This window comes from Dyella sp. (assembly GCF_051954575.1).
Taxonomy (GTDB): Bacteria; Pseudomonadota; Gammaproteobacteria; order Xanthomonadales; family Rhodanobacteraceae; genus Dyella_B.
On sequence record NZ_JBQCHP010000034.1, the window covers coordinates 15,357 to 35,540 of the forward strand.

General features: G+C 63.4%; 26 protein-coding genes. 6 read left to right on the top strand and 20 right to left on the bottom strand.

All coding sequences use genetic code 11. The features are described from left to right. Window positions 1-67: 67 nt before the first annotated feature. Window positions 68-400 (bottom strand): accessory factor UbiK family protein, encoded by a 333-nt coding sequence (locus ACTHNE_RS04995; protein ID WP_324939547.1) that lies wholly within the window; start codon window positions 398-400, stop codon window positions 68-70. 108 nt (window positions 401-508) lie between these two features. Here ACTHNE_RS04995 and glnK point away from each other — a divergent pair, with 108 nt between their 5' ends. Continuing rightward, a complete protein-coding gene (gene glnK, locus ACTHNE_RS05000; RefSeq protein ID WP_324939544.1) occupies window positions 509-847 on the top strand; it encodes a P-II family nitrogen regulator in 339 nt (112 codons plus the stop codon). On the opposite strand, the gene ACTHNE_RS05005 is transcribed toward glnK, so the two are convergent. Next, window positions 848-1,393, bottom strand: a complete 546-nt coding sequence (locus ACTHNE_RS05005; protein ID WP_324939541.1) for a DUF1453 domain-containing protein — start codon at window positions 1,391-1,393, stop codon at window positions 848-850. Between the two features lie 84 nt (window positions 1,394-1,477). Then, window positions 1,478-2,221, bottom strand: a complete 744-nt coding sequence (gpmA, locus tag ACTHNE_RS05010) for a 2,3-diphosphoglycerate-dependent phosphoglycerate mutase (protein WP_324939539.1) — start codon at window positions 2,219-2,221, stop codon at window positions 1,478-1,480. Window positions 2,222-2,368: 147 nt separating this feature from the next. Here gpmA and ACTHNE_RS05015 point away from each other — a divergent pair, with 147 nt between their 5' ends. Then, window positions 2,369-3,016, top strand: coding sequence for a hypothetical protein (locus tag ACTHNE_RS05015; protein WP_324939536.1), 648 nt, complete (start codon window positions 2,369-2,371; stop codon window positions 3,014-3,016). On the opposite strand, the gene hemF is transcribed toward ACTHNE_RS05015, so the two are convergent. After that, entirely contained in the window at window positions 3,017-3,922 is a 906-nt protein-coding gene (gene hemF, locus ACTHNE_RS05020) for an oxygen-dependent coproporphyrinogen oxidase (protein ID WP_324939533.1), read from the bottom strand. Window positions 3,923-4,062: 140 nt separating this feature from the next. On the opposite strand from hemF, the gene ACTHNE_RS05025 reads away from it, so the two are divergent. The 3 genes from ACTHNE_RS05025 to ACTHNE_RS05035 are packed head-to-tail and all read left to right on the top strand — an operon-like array spanning window position 4,063 to window position 6,814. After that, window positions 4,063-5,268 carry a beta-ketoacyl-[acyl-carrier-protein] synthase family protein gene (locus ACTHNE_RS05025; protein WP_324939530.1) on the top strand — a complete coding sequence of 402 codons (1,206 nt, stop codon included), beginning with the start codon at window positions 4,063-4,065 and terminating at the stop codon, window positions 5,266-5,268. Beyond that, window positions 5,265-6,053: a beta-ketoacyl synthase chain length factor gene (locus ACTHNE_RS05030; protein ID WP_324939527.1), complete on the top strand. Its 789-nt coding sequence runs from the start codon at window positions 5,265-5,267 to the stop codon at window positions 6,051-6,053. Before ACTHNE_RS05025 ends, ACTHNE_RS05030 begins: the two co-directional genes overlap by 4 nt. Window positions 6,054-6,058: 5 nt before the next feature. Beyond that, a complete protein-coding gene (locus ACTHNE_RS05035) occupies window positions 6,059-6,814 on the top strand; it encodes a glycosyltransferase family 2 protein (RefSeq protein WP_324939524.1) in 756 nt (251 codons plus the stop codon). A gap of 21 nt (window positions 6,815-6,835) precedes the next feature. Here the strand turns inward: ACTHNE_RS05035 and ACTHNE_RS05040 are convergent, their stop codons facing one another. The 4 genes from ACTHNE_RS05040 to ACTHNE_RS05055 form a co-directional block, all read right to left on the bottom strand. Next, entirely contained in the window at window positions 6,836-7,258 is a 423-nt protein-coding gene (locus ACTHNE_RS05040) for a phosphotransferase (RefSeq protein WP_324939521.1), read from the bottom strand. Between the two features lies 1 nt (window position 7,259). Further along, window positions 7,260-8,207 (bottom strand): LpxL/LpxP family acyltransferase, encoded by a 948-nt coding sequence (locus tag ACTHNE_RS05045; RefSeq protein ID WP_324939518.1) that lies wholly within the window; start codon window positions 8,205-8,207, stop codon window positions 7,260-7,262. After that, entirely contained in the window at window positions 8,204-8,518 is a 315-nt protein-coding gene (locus ACTHNE_RS05050; RefSeq protein ID WP_324939514.1) for a 3-hydroxyacyl-ACP dehydratase FabZ family protein, read from the bottom strand. Before ACTHNE_RS05050 ends, ACTHNE_RS05045 begins: the two co-directional genes overlap by 4 nt. A 71-nt stretch (window positions 8,519-8,589) precedes the next feature. Next, window positions 8,590-8,859, bottom strand: a complete 270-nt coding sequence (locus ACTHNE_RS05055; protein WP_324939510.1) for a phosphopantetheine-binding protein — start codon at window positions 8,857-8,859, stop codon at window positions 8,590-8,592. A 99-nt stretch (window positions 8,860-8,958) separates the two neighbouring features. On the opposite strand from ACTHNE_RS05055, the gene ACTHNE_RS05060 reads away from it, so the two are divergent. After that, a complete protein-coding gene (locus ACTHNE_RS05060; protein ID WP_414649709.1) occupies window positions 8,959-9,951 on the top strand; it encodes a pteridine-dependent deoxygenase in 993 nt (330 codons plus the stop codon). 167 nt (window positions 9,952-10,118) lie between these two features. On the opposite strand, the gene glmU is transcribed toward ACTHNE_RS05060, so the two are convergent. The 12 genes from glmU to queD all read right to left on the bottom strand — a co-directional run bounded on the left by glmU (window position 10,119) and on the right by queD (window position 20,002). After that, window positions 10,119-11,489, bottom strand: a complete 1,371-nt coding sequence (glmU, locus tag ACTHNE_RS05065) for a bifunctional UDP-N-acetylglucosamine diphosphorylase/glucosamine-1-phosphate N-acetyltransferase GlmU (protein WP_324939504.1) — start codon at window positions 11,487-11,489, stop codon at window positions 10,119-10,121. 139 nt (window positions 11,490-11,628) lie between these two features. Beyond that, window positions 11,629-12,051, bottom strand: coding sequence for a F0F1 ATP synthase subunit epsilon (locus ACTHNE_RS05070; RefSeq protein WP_324939501.1), 423 nt, complete (start codon window positions 12,049-12,051; stop codon window positions 11,629-11,631). A gap of 105 nt (window positions 12,052-12,156) precedes the next feature. Next, a complete protein-coding gene (gene atpD / locus ACTHNE_RS05075) occupies window positions 12,157-13,590 on the bottom strand; it encodes a F0F1 ATP synthase subunit beta (protein ID WP_324939497.1) in 1,434 nt (477 codons plus the stop codon). Between the two features lie 79 nt (window positions 13,591-13,669). After that, window positions 13,670-14,569, bottom strand: a complete 900-nt coding sequence (atpG, locus tag ACTHNE_RS05080) for a F0F1 ATP synthase subunit gamma (protein WP_440268677.1) — start codon at window positions 14,567-14,569, stop codon at window positions 13,670-13,672. A gap of 125 nt (window positions 14,570-14,694) precedes the next feature. Continuing rightward, entirely contained in the window at window positions 14,695-16,245 is a 1,551-nt protein-coding gene (atpA, locus tag ACTHNE_RS05085; RefSeq protein ID WP_324941522.1) for a F0F1 ATP synthase subunit alpha, read from the bottom strand. A 24-nt stretch (window positions 16,246-16,269) separates the two neighbouring features. Then, on the bottom strand, window positions 16,270-16,806 hold the full coding sequence (locus tag ACTHNE_RS05090) for a F0F1 ATP synthase subunit delta (protein ID WP_324941519.1): 537 nt from the start codon (window positions 16,804-16,806) through the stop codon (window positions 16,270-16,272). 3 nt (window positions 16,807-16,809) lie between these two features. Beyond that, window positions 16,810-17,280: a F0F1 ATP synthase subunit B gene (locus tag ACTHNE_RS05095; RefSeq protein WP_324941516.1), complete on the bottom strand. Its 471-nt coding sequence runs from the start codon at window positions 17,278-17,280 to the stop codon at window positions 16,810-16,812. Between the two features lie 92 nt (window positions 17,281-17,372). After that, window positions 17,373-17,660, bottom strand: a complete 288-nt coding sequence (atpE, locus tag ACTHNE_RS05100; RefSeq protein WP_324941512.1) for a F0F1 ATP synthase subunit C — start codon at window positions 17,658-17,660, stop codon at window positions 17,373-17,375. Between the two features lie 51 nt (window positions 17,661-17,711). Next, window positions 17,712-18,515: a F0F1 ATP synthase subunit A gene (gene atpB, locus ACTHNE_RS05105; protein ID WP_324941509.1), complete on the bottom strand. Its 804-nt coding sequence runs from the start codon at window positions 18,513-18,515 to the stop codon at window positions 17,712-17,714. A 3-nt stretch (window positions 18,516-18,518) separates the two neighbouring features. Further along, on the bottom strand, window positions 18,519-18,884 hold the full coding sequence (locus ACTHNE_RS05110) for a hypothetical protein (protein WP_324941506.1): 366 nt from the start codon (window positions 18,882-18,884) through the stop codon (window positions 18,519-18,521). Window positions 18,885-19,086: 202 nt separating this feature from the next. Continuing rightward, entirely contained in the window at window positions 19,087-19,482 is a 396-nt protein-coding gene (locus ACTHNE_RS05115) for a phasin family protein (protein ID WP_324941503.1), read from the bottom strand. A gap of 157 nt (window positions 19,483-19,639) precedes the next feature. Beyond that, window positions 19,640-20,002 carry a 6-carboxytetrahydropterin synthase QueD gene (gene queD, locus ACTHNE_RS05120; protein ID WP_324941500.1) on the bottom strand — a complete coding sequence of 121 codons (363 nt, stop codon included), beginning with the start codon at window positions 20,000-20,002 and terminating at the stop codon, window positions 19,640-19,642. Window positions 20,003-20,184: the final 182 nt, after the last annotated feature.

Genomic DNA, 20,184 nt, shown 5'->3' on the forward strand with positions numbered 1-20,184 from the left:
GCAAAAACGGCCGCCCCCGATTCCTTGGGGTGATGGTGACGAATCGGGGACGGCTACCGGAACTGACTTAAGTCCCTGGAGGCGACAAGGCGGATTCCAGCTCCGCCACGCGCTTTTCGAGCTCCTCGACCCTGGCGCGGGTGCGCGCCAATACCTGGGTCTGGACGTCGAATTCCTCTCGGGTAACCAGCTCGAGACGGCGCAGTCCCTGCGCCAGGATATCGTGAAAATTGGCGCGCAGATCCTTGTGCGCGTCTACCATCCCTGGCGGAACCAACGAGACAAGTCGTAGGGCAATCTGATCGATATCCTGCCTGCCCATCATGGTAGGCACCTCGAACTCGTCGAGAGAAAGTGTATGGATAAGGGGGAAAGCAGCGCCATCGGTGAGCTCCGTCAAAACTTGTAGGCATTTTCCTACAAAGGCGGGACGGGCTGCCTTCCAGGCGTCAGAATGGCTATGCTCCGCACCGCGCGACCGGGCCGTCGTCCCGCCGAGGAAAATTTCATGAAATTGGTTGTGGCTGTCATCAAGCCGTTCAAGCTGGACGATGTCCGCGAGGCGCTCGCCGAGGCGGGCGTGCAAGGGATCACTGTCACCGAGGTCAAGGGCTTCGGCCGGCAGAAGGGCCATACGGAACTGTACCGTGGAGCCGAATACGTGGTCGACTTCCTACCCAAGATCAAGGTGGAAGTGGCGGTCGACGACGATCAGGTGGAGCGGGTGGTCGAGGCGATCAGCCAGTCGGCCCGCACCGGCAAGATCGGCGACGGCAAGATTTTCGTGAGCAACCTGGAACAGGTGATCCGTATCCGCACCGGCGAGCTCGACCGCGACGCCCTGTAGTCAGGCCTGGTCCGCCACCGCCGGCCGGCTACGCACGATGCGCTGGTGATGGATCAGCAGGCCGCTGTAGTAGCTGATGTAGTACCCCACGAACAGGCCGAACATGGCCAGGGTCAGCGGGCTATGGCCGATGTCGGGACCGTGGATCGGCGGCGTGGCGCCGGTCGGGTCCTGCAACTGCGGCGAGAGCATGGCGAAGCGCCACACCAGCCGCGCCAGCAGTAGGACCGTGATGAGTGAGCCGATATAGGGGTTGGGCACATAACAGTCACCCTTCACCGCATCCAGCTCGAAGCGGGTGAACCTGAGCCCGAGCAGGCCCAGTGCCACCCCAGCGATCGCGCCACCGGCCAGCCCTTCTAAAAGGCGCGCGTCGTGCAGGGCGAAGTTGGCGATGAAGCTGCCGATCAGTGCAAAGATCACGATGCGCACCGTCATCCGGTTGCGCCGGATCGGCTGCAGGCCGAACTGGGTACGAACGCGCCGCCAGACGGCGAAGACGATCACCGGGATCATCGCCAGCGACAAGCCGAAATGAGGTGCCATGGAATCTGTCCGCACAGGAAAGTCCGGGCAGATTAACAGTGCTTTTCATGACAGGCGATGGACGCTTGTCATGCGTATGGCCTGTTACTTGGCCTTGCCCTGGTTAGCCACCGCCGCCAGCTTGGCCGCGATCGCATCGGCGTCGCCCAGGTAATAGTGGCGCAGCGGCTTGAGCTGTTCGTCGAATTCGTACACCAGCGGCACACCGTTGGGGATGTTCAATTCGACGATGTCGTCATCGGAGATGTTGTCCAGGTACTTCACCAGCGCGCGGATCGAATTGCCGTGCGCAACCAGCAACACACGCTGGCCACTGCGGATGGCCGGCGCCAGCACTTCCTCCCAGTACGGCATCACGCGGGCCACGGTGTCCTTCAGGCACTCGGTGTCGGGGATCAGCTTGGGATCGAGTGCCGCATAGCGCGGATCCTTCAGCGACGGGTTTTCCGCGCGCGGCAGCGGGGGCGGCGGAATGTCGTAGCTGCGGCGCCAGATCTTCACCTGGTCCTCGCCGTACTTGGCCGCGGTCTCAGCCTTGTTGAGGCCGGTGAGCCCGCCGTAGTGGCGCTCGTTGAGGCGCCAGTCGGTGAGCACCGGGATCCACATCAGGTCCATCGCATCCTGCACGTGCCACAGCGTGCGTACCGCGCGCTTGAGCACCGAGGTATGCGCCACGTCGAAGTGATAGCCCGCCTGCAGCAGCAGCCCGCCCGACTCGCGCGCCTCGGCGGCGCCCTGCTCGGTGATGTCGACGTCGGCCCAACCGCTGAAGCGGTTTTCGAGATTCCATTGGGATTGGCCGTGGCGGATCAGGACGAGCTTGTGCATGGATTGAATGGCGTCGAGCGAGACAAGTGGGGAATGGTGAAGGCGCCGTTGAGCTACGTCAATTCCTGCCCGTGTCGGAAGTCACGCTAAACCGGCCGACGATCGCGCGCATCCTATGTAAGGTCCATCCCCACAGGAGTTTTCGCTATGCGTCCCGTTTCGCACATGCTGGCTTTAGCACTGCTGCTGCCCCTGGCAGTGGCGGCCCAGGACATCAGCAAGGTCAACGGCTCGGTTACGGTCGATGCCGGGCAACACGCGGGCGCGGTGCATAGCGTCAACGGCTCGGTCAACATCGGCGACGGCGCCACGGTGCAGGAGGCAAGCACGGTCAACGGCTCGGTGCATTTGGGCAACAAAGCGCAAGCGGCCAGCCTGCATACCGTCAACGGCGGGGAAACGCTCGGCGAGAGCGCCCAGGTGCATGGCGAGGTCACCAGCACGAACGGGGGCATTACGCTGCAACCCGGCGCGGAAGTCACCGGCAACGTCGCCAACGTCAATGGCACGATCCGGCTGGATCACGCCCATGTCGGTGGCGGCCTGGAAACCACCAGCGGCGACATCAACGTCGGCGAAGGCTCCCGTGTCGATGCCGGCATTGTCGTGAACGAGCAGCACGGTTGGGGATTTTCCAGCCGGCCGCCGCGTGTGGTGATCGGTCCGCATGCCGTCGTTCGCGGCACGTTGGATTTTCGCCGTGAAGTGGTCCTGCAGGTCAGCGACAGCGCACAGATCGGCCCGGTAAAAGGCGCCACACCAACGCGCTTCAGCGGCGCGCAGCCGCTGGAATGATCACACCCATTCGCGCGGCTTGAGATACTCGGCAAGCCGCGCTTCGGCCGAGCCTGCTTCCGGCTGGTAAGCGTATTCGAAACGCACGCGCGGCGGCAGGCTCATCAGGATCGATTCGGTGCGGCCGCCCGATTGCAGGCCGAACAAGGTGCCGCGGTCGTAGACGAGATTGAATTCCACGTAGCGTCCGCGACGATAGAGTTGGAACTCGCGCTCGCGCTCGGTGTAAGGCAGGTCTTTGCGGCGATCGAGTATCGGCAGATACGCATCCAGAAAGCCCTGCCCAACGGCTTGCGTGAACGCGAAGCAGCGTTCGAAGCCGCCTTCGCTGAGGTCGTCGTAGAACAAGCCGCCGACGCCGCGCGTTTCGGCGCGGTGCTTCAAGTAGAAATACTCGTCGCACCATTGCTTGTAGCGCGGATAGACGTCCGAACCGAACGGCGCGCACACGTCGCGCGCCACCGTATGCCAATGTCGCACGTCTTCCTCGAACGGATAGAACGGCGTGAGATCGAAGCCGCCGCCGAACCACCACACCGGCTCGACGCCTTCCTTGCGCGCCTCGAAATAACGCACGTTCGCATGCGTGGTCGGCACGTACGGATTGCGCGGATGCAGCACCAGCGAAACGCCGGTCGCGACAAAGCCGCCGCCCGACAATTCCGGCCGGTGCGCGGTGGCGCTGGGCGGCAGCTTGTCCCCATGGACCAGCGAGAAGTTCACTCCGGCCTGTTCGAACACAGCGCCCTCGCGCAGCACGCGCGTGCGACCACCGCCACCGCCGGGACGCGTCCACGCATCCTCGGCAAAATGGGCCTGGCCATCGGCCTGTTCGACCGCGTGGCAGATGCGGTCCTGCAAGGCGCGCAAGAAATGTTCGACGTGTTCGACCTGCTCGCTTTTCATCGGCTCGTCCGCTTGGGATCATCCGCGCAAGCTTAGCAAGGCCGCCTTTACAGAAAACGGCGATGGATCAAATGAACGCCAGCCACCATGGCCTGCAAGGCCATCTAGGCAAGCCCCTGCCCGCTGGCTAGGCTCGCGGCATGCGTGTGACCACCCTTCCCCTTGCGGTAACGGCGTTTACCGCCACCTCCGCATTGGGCCTGGGCCTGGACGCCCAGCTCGATGCGCTTCGCCATCAACGCAGCGGATTGCGCGCCAACGATTTCAGCAGCGCGCCGCTGCCGTGCTGGATCGGGCGTGTCGATGGCCTGGAAGATGCCGCGTTACCGGCGAGCTACGCGCAATGGGACTGTCGCAATAACCGCCTCGCCTGGCTGGGTCTGCAGCAGGATGATTTCCTCGCCAAGGTACGCACCGCCCGCGAACGCTACGGCACAACGCGCATGGCGCTGTTGCTGGGTACGTCCACCGCCAGCATTGCGGCCACCGAACAAGGCTATCGGCATCTGGATGGCGAACGTCTGCCGGCAGAACTGCATCGCAAGCCGATCCACACGCCGCACTCGCTGACCGCGTTCGTTGCCGCTGCACTAGCGATCGGCGGTCCTTGCCTCACCCTCTCCACTGCCTGTTCTTCCAGCGCCAAGGTGTTTGCCAGCGCCGAGCGGCTCATCCGTCTTGGCCTGGTGGACGCCGCCATCGTGGGCGGCGTGGATTCGCTGTGCGATAGCACGCTGTTCGGCTTCAACGCGCTCGAGCTCGTTTCGCCCGAACCGTGCCGCCCGTTCGATGCGGCGCGGCGCGGCATTTCGATCGGAGAAGCCGCGGGCTTTGCGTTGCTCGAACGCGTCGATGTGCATCCCGATGCGCCGCTACGCTTGCTCGGCTGTGGCGAGTCGAGCGATGCACATCACATGTCCACCCCGGACCCGCAAGGTACCGGTGCGGAACTCGCGCTGCGCGACATGCTCGAGCGTGCCGGCCTGGACGTTTCGCAGGTGGACTACATCAATCTGCATGGCACGGCGAGCCAGAAAAACGATGCGATGGAAGCGGCATTGGTGGCGCGCCTGTTTCCGGCCAGCACGCGAGTCAGTTCCACCAAGGGGCTGACGGGACATACCTTGGGCGCCGCCGGCATCTTGGAGGCGGTGCTTTCGCTGCTGGCGCTGCGCGAAGGTTTTGTGCCGGGCAATGCGGGCGTTGTGCATCCCGATCCGATGTGTACGCCTCACTTTGCATGGCATAACGAAACGCGTCCGGTGAACGTGGCGCTCAGCCATTCGTTCGGCTTCGGTGGCAGCAACGCATGCCTTGCCTTTGCGCGCGCGGGCGCGAACGCATGAATACCGTGACTGTCCAGGTGGAAGGCATCGGCCTGTGGTCGCCGCGGCTTGCGAATTTCGACGCGCTGCGCCAATGGCTTGCCGGCGATGCGCAACCGAGCTCAAGCGCACGTCCTGAAGCATTGGCGCTATCACCGAACGAGCGGCGGCGCGCACCGGAAAGCGTGCTGGTTGCGATCGAAGCGGCCACGCAGGCGGTCGCCATGAGCGGACGCCCCGCCGCCAACCTGGCCTGCGTTTTTACATCGGCCTACGGCGACCAGGCCACCACCGACTATATGTGTCGCGTTCTGGCGCGCGCGCCCACCGAGCTTTCACCCACTCGCTTCCACAATTCCGTACATAACGCCGCAGCCGGCTACTGGACCATCGCCACCGACTGCCGTGCGCCTTCGGGCGCAGTATGTGCAGGCAACGCGAGTTTCGGTGCAGGCCTGCTGGAGGCGGCCGTGCTTGCCGATGTCGACGATCGACCCGTGCTGCTGGTAGCCAGCGATACCGCAGGCGTGGGACCGCTCGGCGAATTGATCGGCTGCACGCAGGCCTTCGGTTGCGCCTTGGTGATTGCGCCGGCTGCGCGTGCCGGTACGCGGTTGCGTCTGGCGACCACGGCCGCTGCGCCCCATCATCGGCCGCTACCGGCACCATGGGCGGCGTGGATGGACGAAAATCCTTCGGCGGCATGCCTCCCCTTGCTTGCCATGCTCGCGAAGGGTGAAGGTGCATGCGTGCTGGCGGCGTCCGATCAGCTTGGCTTGCATTTACAGATCGAGGTTACGGCGTGAGCGGCATGTTGCGTTGGTGTGTGTTGATTCCCTGCCTCAATGAGGAAAAAGCCATTGTCTCGGTAGTGAAATCGGCATTGCGCTTGAACGTGCCGGTGATCGTCATCGACGACGGTTCCGACGATCGCACGCCGGAACTGGTCAACACGCTACCTGTTACATTGCTGCGCCATGCGCAACGCCAGGGCAAAGGCGAAGCCTTGCGCACAGGTTTTCGCGAAGCGCTGCGGCAGGGTTTTGACGCAGTGGTCACGATGGACGGCGATGGCCAACACTTGGCCGATGACATTCCGCGCCTGGTCGACGTGGGCAAGCGCTTTCCAGATCACATCGTGATTGGCGCGCGCCTGTTGCAGCGCGACCAACAACCCAAGGGGCGCCGCCGCGCCAATGCGTTCGCCGACTGGGGCATTTCATGGGCGTGCGCGCAACCGGTGGCGGACACGCAGAGCGGACAACGCTGGTATCCGCGCAGCGCGCTCGACCTGGTGGAACTGGATGCGCAGAATTTCGTGTTCGAGGCGGCCGTGTTGATCGCGGCGTCGCGCGAAAAAAACTTAGGGATCGTATCGGTGCCGATCGCCTCGCGCTATGAGGGTTCATTCCGCCTGAGTCATTTCAGCCCGGTGCGCGACGTGTTGCGTATCAGCATGTACACCATCGGGCGGGTGTTCCATTACGGCAAGGTGTGGGCGAGCTACAGCCGCTCGCGTGCGGCGCCACTGATCGTGGACGACACCTATTCGCGCCGCACTGCGTGACGATGCAGGCGACGGCTCGGATCACTGCGCCACGTACATCACCACGACGCGGCCAGACGCCAGCATCCGGCCCTGTTGTTCGACCTTGAACAGATACTGCGCGCCGCGATCATCGACATAGATGCGTTCGGCTTGGACGTCCAGACGCCCTTGCGAAAGATCGACATATTCGACGGCCAAATGCATGTCGCGCACGCTCACCAATCTGCCCGCGCGACCGCCAGTGTCCCCGAGCAGCGCCGCGTGCACGGCGAGCGCCTGGGCGCCGTATTCGGCCAGTTGCACTGCATGCAATCCGGCCGGGCTTCGCAGCGGATGCGTGTCAGGACGATGCCGCTCGCCGATCGCGTGGATAGTCGTTTCGGTCCAGTCGACCACCGCATCGATCAGCGCCATGTCATAGGCATGGGGAATGCGGCTTGCCCAGTGTTGCCGAGTGAGCATATCAAGCCTCGCCAATGGCGCGGGTTTCGCTCATTGCATGCGGCTGCGTGCTTTCCTGTTGCCAGAAATCGTAGAAGTTGAACCAGTTGTACGGTTCCAGACGCGCGTAATGTTCTAGGCGCTGTGCGTAGCGCCGCAATATGTCGTCGAGCGCCTGCTGGCGTGCATCGCGCGGAATATCCACACGCTCCGCGAACAGCTCGAAGCTCAACGCATAGCGGCGCCCGCCGCGATAGAGCCCAAAACACAGGAACACCGGCGCTTGCAGCTTGCTGGCCAACAGCCACGGACCGATCGGGAATGGCGCCGGCTCGCCGAGAAAATCGACCCGGCGCAGCGCTTCATGGGCACGCCCGCGATCGGCCAGCAGCGCCGCCATGCCGCCGGCGCCACAGGTTTCCGCAATCGCCAGCGTGGTCGCCGCGCCGCCTTGCGAGACGTCGATTACCGCTTCGCCGACTTCCGGGGCGAGCGCTTCCAGCAATTCGGTCATGGTCGGCGTTTTCTGCTTGTCCAGCAGCACCCGCAATGGCACATCCGGACAACGTGCGGCCAGTGTGCGCAATACCTCGAAGCTGCCCTGGTGCGAACCGACCAGCAGCACGCCGCGCCCTTGCGCGATGTACTGCTGTAGGTGCTCGATGCCGTTCACTTCGATGTCGTAGCCGCGCTCGCCCTGCGCCAGCAGGTAGATGCGATCGAGCTGGGTCATCGCGAAGTAGTGGATATGCTTGAACACCTGCCATGGCTTCGCGCGACGGCCGAACAAACGCGTGAGGTAATCACGCGAAGCGCGCCGCTCCGCACCGCGGCGCAGAAAGTAGTACAGGCTGATCAGATACAGAAAATGGCGCATGAAGCCATGGCCAAAACGCAGCGAGGCGGAAACCAGCACGCCAAGCCAGAAACGGTTGCCGCCTTCGCGCTGGTTTTGCCAGTGATCGCTCACGCTTCGCCCTCGATCGCGCCGCGCGCCAGCAATTGTCCATTGCGGTGCATTTCGAAACGGACTTGCCCGGAGCGACCGGTCAACTCCAGTTCGACCATTTCCTGCGGATGCAGCGGCGCCAGGAACTTCACTTCGCGCACACGCACAAGGCGTTGCTGGCGCCAATCGCGCAAGGCTCGCGCCACCTGCTCCAGCATCAGCACGCCCGGTACCAGCGGATGGCCCGGAAAGTGTCCCGGCAGGCACGGATGCTCCGCCGGCACGCAAAACTCGGTGCGATAAGGGATATCACTGGCAGTGCGCGAATCCACGTGTACTTGAGCGCCGGAGGGGAGGCGTGCTGATGATGCCCGTTCAAGCTGTCGAACGGATTAATGCCGGCTCAAGCTGTACGCTCGCGTTCAATATGTTCACAAAGCGCGCGCAGGCTGCTGAAGATGCGTTGATTGTCCGGATGATCCGACCGCAGTTGCATGCCGTAGCGCTTGGAGACGGCCAGGGCGATCTCCAGGGCATCGATCGAGTCCAGGCCGAGCTCACTGCCGAACAGCGGTGCTTCGGGATCGATCTGGGCCGGTTCGACCGTTTCGAGGTTGAGCGCGTCCACGATCAGGGTGGCCAGTTCGCGTTCGGCTGGGGTCTGCGTGGACATGCGTGGGTCAGTGCTCCGGATACACGGCCAGCCCCGCGGGGCTGGGTGGCCGGCCAGTGTAACATAGGGGTCTTTCGGTCCCGGTTGCTGTTTCCAAGCATGGTTCAGGCAAACGAACATCTGCAGGCGAAATCCGCCCTGCCATGTGCCCTCAGCGTGACGTACCGCATGACGTCCCCGTCGACGGTGCTGACCGAGGCGGGCACCTTGGCCGTCTTCGGCTTCGGCGCCGGCGCGGCCTCCAGCGAGGATGCGCGCTGGCTGCGCGTACCGCTGGAATGCTTCGATGCGCCGGCGCCACTGGAAGCATGGCAAGTCGATGCCCTGGTAACCCACGGCCGCCACGACAAGCTGCGTTGGTCGGCAGGCGGCGGCTGGTTGTTTGCGGCCATCGAATGGGACGAGCGCAAAACCGGCAACATTGAAGACGCCGCCCGCCTCGCTTATGACAGCTTGCGCCGCTTCATGCGCACGCGCGACGAACGCCATGTGCTGCGCATCTGGAACTACATCGCCGACATCAATCTCGGCGAGGGCGATGCCGAACGCTATAAACAGTTTTGCAACGGACGCGCGTCCGGGCTGGGTGATTTTTTTGCGGAAGGTTTTCCGGCAGCCACGGCGATCGGGCATCACCATCACGAACCGGTGCTGCAGATCTATCTGCTTGCCTGCGTGGATGAAGGCGTTGCTATCGAAAACCCGCGCCAGACCAGCGCGTGGCGTTACCCGCGCGAATACGGCCGCACGTCGCCGGGGTTCGCGCGCGGCATGCTGATGCCTGCACGCGATGCTTTGGCGATTTCCGGCACCGCCGCTGTCGTTGGCCATGCCTCCGCGCACGAAGGCGACGTGGAGGCACAACTCAACGAGACCTTGCTCAACCTGGAAGCTTTGCTGGCCACCGCGGACATGCCCGCCGGCTTCGACACGCATTCGCCGTTGAAAGGCTACGTGCGCCACGCCACCGATGCGGCTCGCGTGCGCGAGCTATTGCAGCGGCGGCTGCCTGGCGTGCCGGTCTTGTTGATGCACGGCGACGTGTGCCGGCGCGAGCTGCTGGTGGAACTCGACGGCTGGCGCTTCAGGTAAGGGATGCTCTGATTTATTCGGCGCAGGTGGGACCGGTTCTGTCTGCGTGCAGATCACAGGTGCGCTGGCGAAAGCAGACTGGCGCATCGTCGAGGCAGCGCGCCGAAGAGCTGCTGCGCGCAGGCAGAGCCGGTAACGCCTGCGCGGAATAGATCAGGGCATCCAGCTCACTTCTGTTTTTCGGGGCGCTTCCATCCCGGCAAGGTGGTTTGCCGGCCACGCGCCACCGTGAGTTCGCCCGCGGGCGCATCCTTCGTGATGACGGAGCCTGCGCCGATGGTGGCTTGCGCACCGACCTTCACCGGCGCGACCAGCGCGCTGTTGGAACCGATGAAAGCGCCATCCTCGATGGTGGTGGCGAACTTGTTCACGCCATCGTAGTTGCAGGTGATCGTGCCCGCGCCGACATTGACGTGGCGGCCGATTACCGTGTCGCCCAGATAAGTAAGATGATTCGCCTTGCTGCCTTCGCCAAGGCGCGCTTTCTTGGTTTCGACGAAGTTGCCCACGTGCACGCCCGACGCAAGCTCGGTGCCGGGACGCAGGCGCGCGAACGGCCCGATCAGGCATGGGCCGTGCGTCACCACGCCATCCAGATCGCAATGCGCGTGCACGACTGTGCCGGGCGCGAGCTGCACATCCTTCAGGCGTGAAAAGGGGCCGATGCGCACGTCCTCGCCGAGTTGCACATTTCCTTCCAGGATCACATCGATGTCGATCTCGACATCGCGCGCCGCCGTCACGGCGCCACGCACTTCCACGCGCCGCGGATCAACCACGCGCACGCCTTCGGTCATCAGCGCGTGCACGGCACGCTGGCGATAGGCGTCTTCCAGTTCGGTGAGTTGAGTGGGTGTGTTGGCGCCGGCCGCCTCCATCGCATCGTCGCATTCGATGCACTGCGCCGCGCGGCCTTCTGTGGCAGCCAACTCGAAAATATCGGTGAGGTAGTACTCGCCCTGCGCGTTATTGCGGCCAAGCTGGCTTATCCAGCGCCGAAGCGAAGCGGCCTCCCCGGCGACGATGCCGGTGTTGATCAAGTTGATGCTACGTTGCGCGTCGTCGGCGTCCTTTTCTTCGATCACCGCGCGCACGAACCCATTGCCGTCGCGCAATACGCGGCCGTAACCATGGGGATGGGCGACACGCGTCGCGAGCATGCAGAGGCTGCCTTCGGCTTGCACCAGGCGTTGCAGGGTTTCCGCGCGCGTCAGCGGCACGTCGCCGTAGAGCACCAGCACGCGCGCGCCGTCCGGCACCTTCTTGAGCGCTTCACCGACGGCATGGCCGGTACCCAGTTGCTCGGCCTGCAAGCTCCATTGCAGATCCGCCTGACCTTCGAACGCCGCCAGCACCTGGTCGCCGCAAAAGCCGTAGACGACATGGATTGCGGCCGGAGGCAGCGCGCGCGCCGTGGCCAGCACATGCGCCAGTAGCGGGCGACCTGCAAGCGGCATCAATACCTTGGCCTTTTTGGACTTCATGCGCTTGCCTTCGCCGGCGGCGAGGACGATGACGTGCAAGGAGGGCTGGCTCATAAAGGGTCGAGTCCTGATGTCGTTCGGGCGCTAAGGATAGCGCTCGCCCGGGCTCACTTTGAGGCGCCCGGCCGTCAAAGCAATGTGCAAACAAAAACGCCGGCACGAGGCCGGCGTTTTTTCTGGATGCAAAACGTGCTCAGTGCTTGAGGTTCTTGCGCAGGCGTTCCAGCGCCTGCAGCTGGGCCAGCGCCTGGGCCAGCTTGGCTTGCGCTTCGGCCACGTCGACGGTGCCCGAGCGGTTGGCCAGCGCGTCCTCGGCTTCCTGTTTGGCGCGCTTGGCGGCGGCTTCGTCCAGGTCGGCGGCGCGCGCGGCGGTATCGGCCAGCACGGTCACCACCTGCGGCTGCACTTCCAGGATGCCGCCGGACACGTAGAACTGCTGGCGCTCGCCGCCTTCCAGCACCACGTCGATATGGCCGGGCTTCAGGCGCGTGATCAGCGGCGCGTGGCGGGGCGTAATGCCCAGCTCGCCCAGCTCGCCGGTGGCGACCACCATCACTGCATCGCCGTGAAAGATCTCGGCTTCGGCACTGACGATGTCGCAACGAATGGTGCTCATAGAATTCTCGCTTCGCTCGGTGGCGTAAATCGTCGTTCGGGAATCGTCAATCGATAGCGGCGCAGACGACGCTTGCTATGCCCGATCGACGACTCCCGGCTTTACTCAGGCCGCCTTCTTGGCGCCCATCTCCTCGGCCTTCTTGATGGCCTCGTCGATGCCGCCGACCATGTAGAACGCCTGCTCGGGGATGTGGTCCACCTCGCCTTCGACGATCATCTTGAAGCCGCGGATGGTTTCCTTCAGCGTCACGTACTTGCCGGGCGCGCCGGTGAACACTTCGGCCACGTGGAACGGCTGCGAGAAGAAGCGCTCGCACTTGCGCGCGCGGTACACCACCTGCTTGTCTTCCTCGGACAGCTCGTCCATGCCGAGAATGGCGATGATGTCCTTCAACTCCTTGTAGCGCTGCAGCGTGCCCTGCACCTTGCGGGCCACTTCGTAGTGCTCCGCGCCGACCACGTTCGGATCGAGCTGGCGGCTGGTGGAATCCAGCGGGTCCACGGCCGGGTAGATGCCCAGCGAGGCGATCTGGCGGCTCAGGGTGACGGTGGAATCCAAGTGCGCGAAAGTGGTGGCCGGCGACGGGTCGGTCAGGTCGTCCGCGGGCACGTACACGGCCTGGATCGAGGTGATCGAACCGGTCTTGGTGGAGGTGATGCGCTCCTGCAGCACGCCCATTTCCTCGGCCAGCGTCGGCTGGTAACCCACCGCCGACGGCATGCGGCCCAGCAGCGCGGACACCTCGGTACCGGCCAGGGTGTAGCGGTAGATGTTGTCGACGAAGAACAGCACGTCGCGGCCCTTGCCGTGTTCGTCCTTCTCGTCGCGGAAGTATTCGGCCATGGTCAGGCCGGTGAGCGCCACGCGCAGGCGGTTACCCGGCGGCTCGTTCATCTGGCCGTACACCATCGCCACTTTCGACTCCGGCAGGTTGTCCAGCTTCACCACGCCAGCGTCCTGCATCTCGTGATAGAAGTCGTTGCCTTCGCGGGTACGCTCACCCACGCCGGCGAACACCGACAGACCCGAGTGCTGGGTGGCGATGTTGTTGATGAGTTCCAGCATGTTCACCGTCTTGCCCACGCCGGCGCCGCCGAACAGGCCGACCTTGCCGCCCTTGGCGAACGGGCACACCAGGTCGATCACCTTGATGCCGGTTTCCAGCAGCTCGTTGGCCAGCGCCTGGTCGTCGTACGAGGGCGCTTCGCGGTGGATGACCCAATGGTCCTGCGCCTGGATCGGGCCGACTTCGTCGATCGGGTTGCCGAGCACGTCCATGATGCGGCCCAGGGTGGCCTTGCCGACCGGCACCTTGATGCCTTCGCCGGTGTTGCGGGCGACGAGGCCGCGCTTCAGGCCGTCGGTGGAACCCAGGGCGATCGTACGCACCACGCCGTCACCCAGCACCTGCTGGACTTCCAGCGTGATGTCGGTGCCGTCGATCTTCAGTGCGTCATACACCTGCGGCACCTGATCGCGCGCGAACTCGACGTCGATAACCGCGCCGATGATCTGTACAACTTTACCCTGGCTCATGGATGTGCTCCGGATGGATCTTTTAAGTGTCTTTTGCGGCGCCGCTTCGCGTCGCCATTCATTTTGGGAACAGCAGCGGTTACACCGCTGCTGCTCCTCCTACGATTTCGGAAATTTCCTGCGTGATCGCCGCCTGGCGCGCCTTGTTGTAGCTCAGCGTCAACTCGGCGATCACCTTGCTGGCGTTGTCGGATGCAGCCTTCATCGCCACCATGCGCGCCGCATGTTCGCTGGCGAGGTTTTCCAGCACGCCCTGGTAAACCACCGATTCGATGTAGCGGCCCAGCACGTGCTCGAGCACGGCGGCGGCATCCGGTTCGTAGATGTAGTCCCAGTCGTGCGACTGTTCCAGCGCCACACCCGCGACGTGCTGCGCTTCCATTTCAGCCGCCACGACCGGCAACGGCAGCAGCGCGTCGACCGTCGGCTTCTGCGTCATGGTGTTGACGAAGTCGTTGTAGGACAGGAACACGCGATCCAGCTTGCCATCCGTGTACGCGTCCAGCACGACCTTGATCACACCGATCAACTGCTCGACCTTGGGGCGTTCGCCCAGGTGCGTGGCGCTGCCGATCAGATTGATGCCCTTGAGCCGGCGGAAGAATTGCACCGCCTTCTGGCCGATCGCGACCACGTCCACCTGCACGCCCTTGTCCTGCCATTCGCGAATGGCCGGCAGCAGGCGGCGGAACAGGTTGGAGTTGAGGCCGCCGCACAGGCCGCGATCGGTGGTCACCACCACGTAGGCCACGCGCGCGACGTCCGTGCGCTCGACCAGGAACGGATGCTTGAGCTCCGTGCTGGCTTGCGCCACGTGCGCGATCACCTTGCGCATGGCGCGCGCATAGGGACGCGAGGCCTTCATCAGGTCCTGCGCTTTGCGAATCTTGGAGGCCGAGACCATTTCGAGCGCACGCGTCACCTTGCGCATGTTCTGCGTGCTCTTGATCTTGGTTTTAATTTCGCGTCCGCTTGCCATTTAATTCGCTCGCTGTGCTCGCTCAGGTAAGTCGTGAATCGGGAATCGTCCATCGAGAATCGCAAAAGGCATTGCAGCGCGCTTTAACGATTCCCGTTTTCCGATTGACGATTCGCGGCTCTTAATTACCAGCTACCCGTCTTCTTGAACTCGTCCAGGCCGCTCTTGAACGTGCCTTCGATGTCGTTGTTCCAGTCACCGGTGGCGACGATCTTCTTCATCAGCTCGCCATGGTTCTGGTGGAAGAACGCGTGCAGGCCCTTCTCGAACGGCAGCACTTTGTTCACCGGCAAATCGTCCAGGTAGCCCTTTTCGGCGGCGTACACGGACAGGGCCAGTTCGGCGATGGACAGCGGTGCGTACTGCTTCTGTTTCATCAGCTCGGTGACGCGCTGGCCGCGGTCGAGCTGGGCGCGCGTGGCCGGATCCAGATCCGACGCGAACTGCGCGAAGGCGGCCAATTCGCGGTACTGCGCCAGCGCCAGCTTCACGCCGCCGGAGAGCTTCTTCACGATCTTGGTCTGCGCCGCACCACCCACGCGCGACACCGAGATACCGGCGTTCACGGCCGGACGGATGCCGGCGTTGAAGAGGTCGGTTTCCAGGAAGATCTGGCCGTCGGTGATCGAGATCACGTTGGTCGGCACGAATGCCGACACGTCACCGGCCTGCGTTTCGATGATCGGCAGCGCGGTGAGCGAACCGGTCTTGCCCTTCACCTCGCCATTGGTGAACTTCTCGACGTATTCCTCGGACACGCGTGCGGCGCGCTCGAGCAGACGCGAGTGCAGGTAGAACACGTCACCGGGATACGCTTCGCGGCCCGGCGGGCGCTTCAGCAGCAGCGAGATCTGGCGGTAGGCCACGGCCTGCTTGGACAGATCGTCATAAACGATCAGCGCATCCTCGCCGCGGTCGCGGAAGTATTCGCCCATCGCACAACCTGCGTACGGGGCGATGTATTGCAGCGCAGCCGATTCGGACGCTGAAGCGACCACCACGATGGTGTTGGCCAGCGCGCCGTTCTCTTCCAGCTTGCGCACCACGTTGGCGATCGACGAGCGCTTCTGGCCGATGGCGACGTAGATGCACTTAATGCCGGAATCGCGCTGATTGATGATCGCGTCGATGGCCAGCGCGGTCTTGCCGGTCTGGCGGTCGCCGATAACCAGCTCGCGCTGGCCGCGGCCGATCGGGATCATCGAGTCGACCGACTTGTAGCCAGTCTGCACAGGTTGATCCACAGACTTACGCCACACCACGCCCGGCGCGACCTTCTCGATCGGCGAGCTGAGCTTGGCGTTGAGCGGACCCTTGCCGTCGATCGGATTGCCGAGCGCATCGACCACGCGACCGAGCATTTCCGGACCGACCGGCACTTCGAGGATGCGGCCGGTGGTCTTGGCGGTGTCGCCTTCGCGCAGGTGCTGGTATTCGCCCAGCACCACGGCGCCGACGGAATCGCGCTCCAGGTTCAGCGCCAGGGCGAACGCGTTGCCCGGCAGTTCGATCATTTCGCCCTGCATCACGTCGGCCAGGCCGTGGATGCGCACGATGCCGTCGGACACGCTGATGATCGTGCCCTCGTTGCGGGCTTCCGCGCCGAGCTTGAACTGCTCGATGCGGTTCTTGATCAGTTCGCTGATCTCGGACGGATTGAGAGTGGTGCTGGACATGGTCGTGGTCCTAAATAGGTATGCTTAATTTGTAAGCGCGTTGGCCAGGCGCTGCAGGCGGCCGCGGGCGGAACCGTCGATCACCTCGCTGCCGGTATCGATCACGACGCCCGCCAGCAGCGAAGGATCGACCTGGGTTTCCAGTTCGATCTCGCGCTTGAAGCGGCGCTTGAGCGATGCCTTGAGCTGTTCGGTTTGCGCGGCGTCCAGAGCCATGGCGCTGGTGACTTTCACCAGCAGCTGCGACTCGGATTCGCGCTTGTAGGTTTCGTACAGCGCGGCCACGTCAGGCAGCAGCGATACGCGACGGCGTTCGGCCAGCTCGGTAAGGAACTTGCCGAAAGCGCCGTCCGCCTTGCTGGCGTCGGGCAGATGCAGCGCAACCAGTTGCTCCGGCTGCACGCGCGGATCGTTGCTGAGCGCCACGACACGCGGATCGGCCGACACCTGCGCCGAAAACGCCAGCGCCTGCGACCAGGCGGCGAGGGCACCTTCGGCCCGGGCCAGCTCGAAAGCGGCGCGGGCGTAGGGGCGGGCTAGAGTGATCGACTGCGCGGCCATCGATCAGATCTCGGCCGCGAGCTGGTCGAGCAGCGTCTTGTGGGTTGCTGCATCGATTTCGCGCTGCACGATCTTCGAAGCGCCCTGCACTGCCAGCGCACCGACGCGTTCACGCAGCTCTTCGCGCGCACGCTGCGCCATCGAGGCGATTTCGTCCTGCGCCGCCGCCTTCTGCCGATTGATCTCGGCCACCGCATCGGCACGGGCCTTATCCAGGATCTGGTTGGCCTGCTGCTGCGCGCGGTCGATGATCTCGGCCGCCTGCTGGCGCGCCTGCTTGATTTCGGAAGCGGCCTTGTTGTCGGCCTCCCGCAATTCGGCGTGCGCACGCTCGGCCGCGTTGAGACCTTCGGCGATCTTCAGCTGGCGCTCTTCGATGGCCTTGGTGAGATGCGGCCATACGAAATGCACGCAAAACCAGATCAAGATGGCGAATGAGATCATCTCGCCGATCAGAGTGGCATTGAATTCCATCGCTGCGTTACCTGTACGTACGTAGTGTTGCGGGCTCGATGCCCTACGGGACTGTGGCGCCGCGTTAGCGGCGCCACGTTCCACGAGGTTTCTTAGTGACCTGCCGCGGCGGTCAAGTTGCCGAGCAGCGGGTTCGCCACGGCGAAGTACATGGCCAGCGCCACGCCGATCAGGAACGCCGCGTCGATCAGACCGGCCAGCAGGAACATGCGACCCTGCAGCAGCGGCACCAGCTCAGGCTGACGGGCAGCCGCTTCGAGGAACTTCGAGCCCATGATGCCGATACCGATACATGCGCCCAGCGCGCCGAAACCAATGATCAGGCCGAGGGCGATGGCGGTGAAGCCCTGCACTTGGGCGATGTGAGCAACTAGTTCCACGATGTTCTCCTCAAGAAAAGAAAAGCAATTGTTCTGACAAAGTTGATTGAATCAGTGGTGATCGTGTGCCATCGAGATGTACACGACGGTGAGCACCATGAAGATGAAGGCCTGGATCGAGATGATCAGGATATGGAAGATGCCCCATACCGCATAGCCGATTACGCCCATACTGAAAAGCAGCCAGCTGCCCGCACTGAACAGGCCGGCGATAAGCAGGAACACCAGCTCGCCCGCGTACATGTTGCCGAACAGTCGCATCGCGAGGCTGACCGGCTTGGAGAGCAGCTCCACCAAATTCAGCGCGAAGTTGAAGGGGAAAAACCACTTGCCGAATGGCGCCGTGAATAGTTCGTGCATGTAGCCGCCAAGACCCTTGGCCTTGAAGCTATAGAAGATCACCAGGATCAGCACCGTGATGGACATCGCAAACGTCATATTGACGTCGGCGGTAGGCACAGGGCGGAAATGGCCGATGCCGAACTTGGCCGTGATCAACGGCAGCAGGTCGACCGGCAGCAAGTCCATGGCATTCATCAGGAACACCCAGACGAAAACGGTGAGCGCCAGCGGACCGAGAAACCGGCGATCGCCGTGGAAGACGTCCTTGACCTGACCGTCGACGAACTCGAGCACGATCTCCAGGAACGCCTGCGCCTTGCTCGGCACACCCGCCGTCGCCTTGCGAGCCAGCAGCCAGAACCACAGGCAGAACAGCACACCGAGGGCCAGCGAAACGGTGACAGAATCGATATGCACCGACCAGAACCCGCCCTCACTGACGTGCGGCGGCTTCAGATGCTCCAAATGGTGCCGAATGTATTCGGTAAGACCGCCCTGCGGCTCGCTTGCCATCTCTTAACCCTTGAATCTGAATGCCAGCAGATTAACCGCGTACGCGGCCACCAGCCCCGTAATGGCGGCCAGCGGCGGCAATTTCCATTGAAACATGATCGCGACCATCCCCCCGATGATCACCATCCATTTCAGGATCATGCCCGTCAGCAGCCGCCCGAGCGCCATACCGGCGCCGCTCACCTGGCTGAACATCCTCGCCGAAAGCAGCGCGGTACCCGCCGCCGCGATCGTCGCCCCAGCTGCCGCCGCTATCGCCTCGCGAAGCCCGAAGGTCGCGAAAACGAGGCCCACAATGAGCGCCGCGAACAGCTGCCATAGCAGCAATCGCAGCGCGAGGTGTCGACCGGAAGCAAGACTGTTGAGCACGTGAGGTTCCCGCAAGGCATCAAACCCGCCACGGGTCACGATCCAATCCGAAAAATTATATCAGTGCAGCTTTTGGGCCAGCAAGCCGAGCTTATGCGGCAGGCCGCCTCGGGGGGCATAGCGGACAAGAAAAAGGCCGGGCTCGTCAGAGCCCGGCCCAAGGGCATATCGCAAGGGGAGTCGCGATATGCGTGAGCGGGAATTACTTGGCGGCGGCAGCGGCTTTCTTGATCGCGGCAACCGGGGCGGCCACGGCTTCGTTGGCAGCCTTCTGCTGCTCCTGCAGCAACGCATTGAGGGACTCGGCGGTCTTCTGGGCCACGGCGATCACTTCCTTGGTGACGGAAACCGTGTTCTCAGCCTGTTCGCGGGTGAGCGAAGCGCCCTTTTCCCACAGGCCGCGCAGCGCGTCGATGTCGCGCACTTCCACTGCCTGGGCGATGAACTCGGCGGTGACCTGGGTCTGCTTTTCCAGGGCGGCGAGCTGCAGTTCGGCAACCTGCTCCAGACCCTTGATGGTCAGGGCATGCGCCTTGAATGCATTGTCGGAAAGCTGCTTGGCATAAGCGAAGATCTGGGTGTTCAGCTGCTGAGTCATGGCTTTGGTCCCTCGCGGCGGGATTATGGGAGAGTGGGACAAAGCCTATCAGAGCATTTTGTGCAGTGCAATATGTTTTTTGTTAAAAAGCGCCACTGTCACAAAAATTTCAACCAGCGTAGGAAGTTGGTGACGGAACCGTGAATTTTGCGTTGCGTCAAAAACTGTCCTTGCTGCAGCTGGCGCCCGAAGTACAGGTCTCGTGCACCACCACTTTGTCCAGCCCGGGTAGCGTCGGCTCCAGCCGTTTCCAGATCCAGCGCGCCAGCATTTCGCTGGTGGGGTTTTCCAGGCCCTCGATATCGTTGAGGTAGTGGTGGTCGAGCTGCTCGTAGAGGGGAGCGAACGCCGCCTTGACGTCAGCGAAATCCATCACCCAGCCGAGCGTGGGATCAGGCTCGCCGCGCACATGGATTTCGACGCGAAAGGAATGGCCATGCAGGCGCGCGCATTTATGCCCGACGGGCACGTTGGGCAAGCGGTGCGCCGCCTCGATCTGGAAGACTTTGAAGATGTGCATAGCCTTTATTCTACCCGCGCGGCCATCGCACGCCTGACTTTAGGCAACACTGATCAAGTATCGCCGTCGTCACCAGCCCTGTCTGTTCGCAGGCCACAGGGCCGTCGGCGAAGGCAGACTGGCTGTCTGTCGAGACGGGTACCTGCGGCATGCGGACAGACAGGGCTGGCCCCACGTATTGG